2 protein-coding genes are annotated in these 2,106 nt (G+C 73.6%); one reads left to right on the top strand and one right to left on the bottom strand.

From position 1 onward, the window contains the following. On the top strand, positions 1–686 hold a 686-nt coding region (locus APM_RS01835; protein ID WP_007421654.1), incomplete at its 5' end, for a molybdopterin cofactor-binding domain-containing protein. A 6-nt stretch (positions 687–692) separates the two neighbouring features. On the opposite strand, the gene hemN is transcribed toward APM_RS01835, so the two are convergent. Next, positions 693–2,027, bottom strand: coding sequence for an oxygen-independent coproporphyrinogen III oxidase (hemN, locus tag APM_RS01830; protein ID WP_007421653.1), 1,335 nt, complete (start codon positions 2,025–2,027; stop codon positions 693–695). Between the last annotated feature and the right edge of the window lie 79 nt (positions 2,028–2,106).

Raw genomic sequence — 2,106 nt, 5'->3', positions numbered from 1 at the left:
CGCGCTCGACGGTGAGCGCCGGCAGCGCGGTGGCCGATGCCGGAGCCGCCCTGCGCGCGCGGCTGCTCGCCCTCGCCGGGCTGCGCGCCAATGAAGCACCGGAGGACCTCGCCATCGCCGGCGGCGCCATCCTCCGGCGCGACGGCTCCCCGGTGATGACCCTCGCCGAGGCGGTGGCGGCTTCTGGCGGCGAGATCGCCGTTACCGGGGTCAAACCCGTCGCCGCGACCTTCCCCTCCGGCTGCCATATCGCCGAGGTGGAGATCGACCGCGAGACCGGGCTGGTCCGGCTCACGCGCTACGTCGCCGCCGATGATTCCGGCGTGCTGGTCAATCCCGTCGTCGCCGAGGGGCAGATCCATGGCGGCATCGTCCAGGGCGTGGGCGGCGTGCTGGGCGAGGGGATGCGCTACGATGCCGCCGGCCAGCCGCTGACCGGCAGTTTCATGGACTACACGATGCCGCGGGCGGCCGACGTGCCCGGTTTCGTCACCCTCGACCTGCCGACGCCCTCGCCCAACAATCCGCTCGGCGCCAAGGGGCTGGGCGAGGCGGGGACGACCGGCGCGCTGCCGGCGGTCGCCAATGCGGTGGCGGACGCGCTGCGCCAGATCGGCGCCGCCCTGCCGCCGCTGCCCTGCACCCCGCTGCGGGTCTGGGAGGCGATCCGCGCGGCGGAATTTTGACCCCGCTCAGATCGCCGCGGCGTGCCGCCCCGCCTGGCCGAGCCAGGCGTCGAAGGCGGCGGCGGCATGGCGCAGGAAGGGCCGCCCGGCCTCGGTGATGCTGATGCGGCTGCCCTCGCGGTGCAGGAATCCGTCGGCTTCCAGCGGGGCGAGAGACTCGCATTCGCGGGCGAAGCGGGCGGAATCGGCGCCGAAGGCGGCGAGATCGACTTCGAGGTCGCACATCAGCCGCTCGATGATCGCCCCGCGCAGCCGGTCCTCGTCGTCCAGCGCCAGCCCCTTGGCGGTGGCGAGCGCGCCGGCTTCGATGGCGGCGAGGTAGGGCTGGGTGCCGACGGCGTTCTGCGCGTAGCCCTGCGGCAGGAACGAGATCGCCGAGGCGCCGAGGCCGATCAGCAGGTCGGAGGGGTCGACGGTATAGCCCTGGAAGTTGCGCCGCAGCGCCCCGGTGCCGGCGGCGCGCGCCATCGCGTCCTCGGGCCTTGCGAAATGGTCGAGCCCGATCCGCCGGTAGCCGGCCGCGACCAGAAGCTCGGCGGCGCGCTGTTGCTGGGCGAAGCGCGCCGCGACATCCGGCAGGGCGCGCTCGGCGATCACCTGCTGGCGCTTGCGCGTCCACGGCACATGGGCATAGCCGTAGAGCGCGATGCGGTCCGGCCCGAGGGCGAGCACCTCGCCGATCGTCGCCTCCAGCGAGTCGATGGTCTGGAACGGCAGGCCATAGACGAGGTCGAAATTCACCGAGGCGATGCCCGCCGCCCGCGCCGCATCGGCGGCGGCTTTGGTCTGGGCCACGCTCTGGTGCCGCCCGATCGCCGCCTGCACCGCGGGCGCGAAATCCTGCACCCCGAGGCTGACGCGGGTGACGGCGAGATCGCGCAGCAGCGCCGTGGCGTCGTCGGGCAGGGTGCGCGGGTCGATCTCGATGGCGATTTCGGTCGTGTCATCCAGCGCGAAATGGCGGGCGAGCGCCGCATGCACGGCGCGCAGCAGTGGTGCGGGCAGGGCGGTCGGCGTGCCGCCGCCCCAATGGATCTGTCCAGCCGGCAGGCGATGGCCGATCGCGGCGGCGACGCGGCCGATCTCGGTCTCCAGCGCCGCCGCGTAGCGTTCCAGCGCGCCGACGCTGTGCACCGCGCTGGTGGTGCAGCCGCAGAACCAGCACATGGTGCGGCAGAACGGCACATGCAGGTAGAGCGAGGCGCGGGCGCCGGGCGGAATGGCGGCAAGCCAGAGGGCATGGTCCTTCGCCCCGGTCGCGGCGGAGAAATGCGGCGCGGTCGGATAGCTGGTGTAGCGGGGCAGCGGGCGGTCGTAGCGCGCGAGAAGGGCCTGTTCCATGCCTCATCTCTGGGCCGCCGGGGCCGCCGCGTCGTTGATCGAGATCAAGCGGCGCGGCGGCGCTTCCTCAGGCGGCGCC

Source organism: Acidiphilium sp. PM (assembly GCF_000219295.1).
GTDB lineage: Bacteria > Pseudomonadota > Alphaproteobacteria > Acetobacterales > Acetobacteraceae > Acidiphilium > Acidiphilium multivorum.
The sequence above is the reverse complement of the archived record's forward strand: the minus strand, read 5'-3'. Positions and strand labels throughout refer to the sequence as shown.

What these genes read in the sequence shown, in the direction of transcription:
- hemN (WP_007421653.1), bottom strand. Translation starts at nt 2,027, where the DNA reads ATGGAACAGGCCCTTCTCGCGCGCTACGACCGCCCGCTGCCCCGCTAC.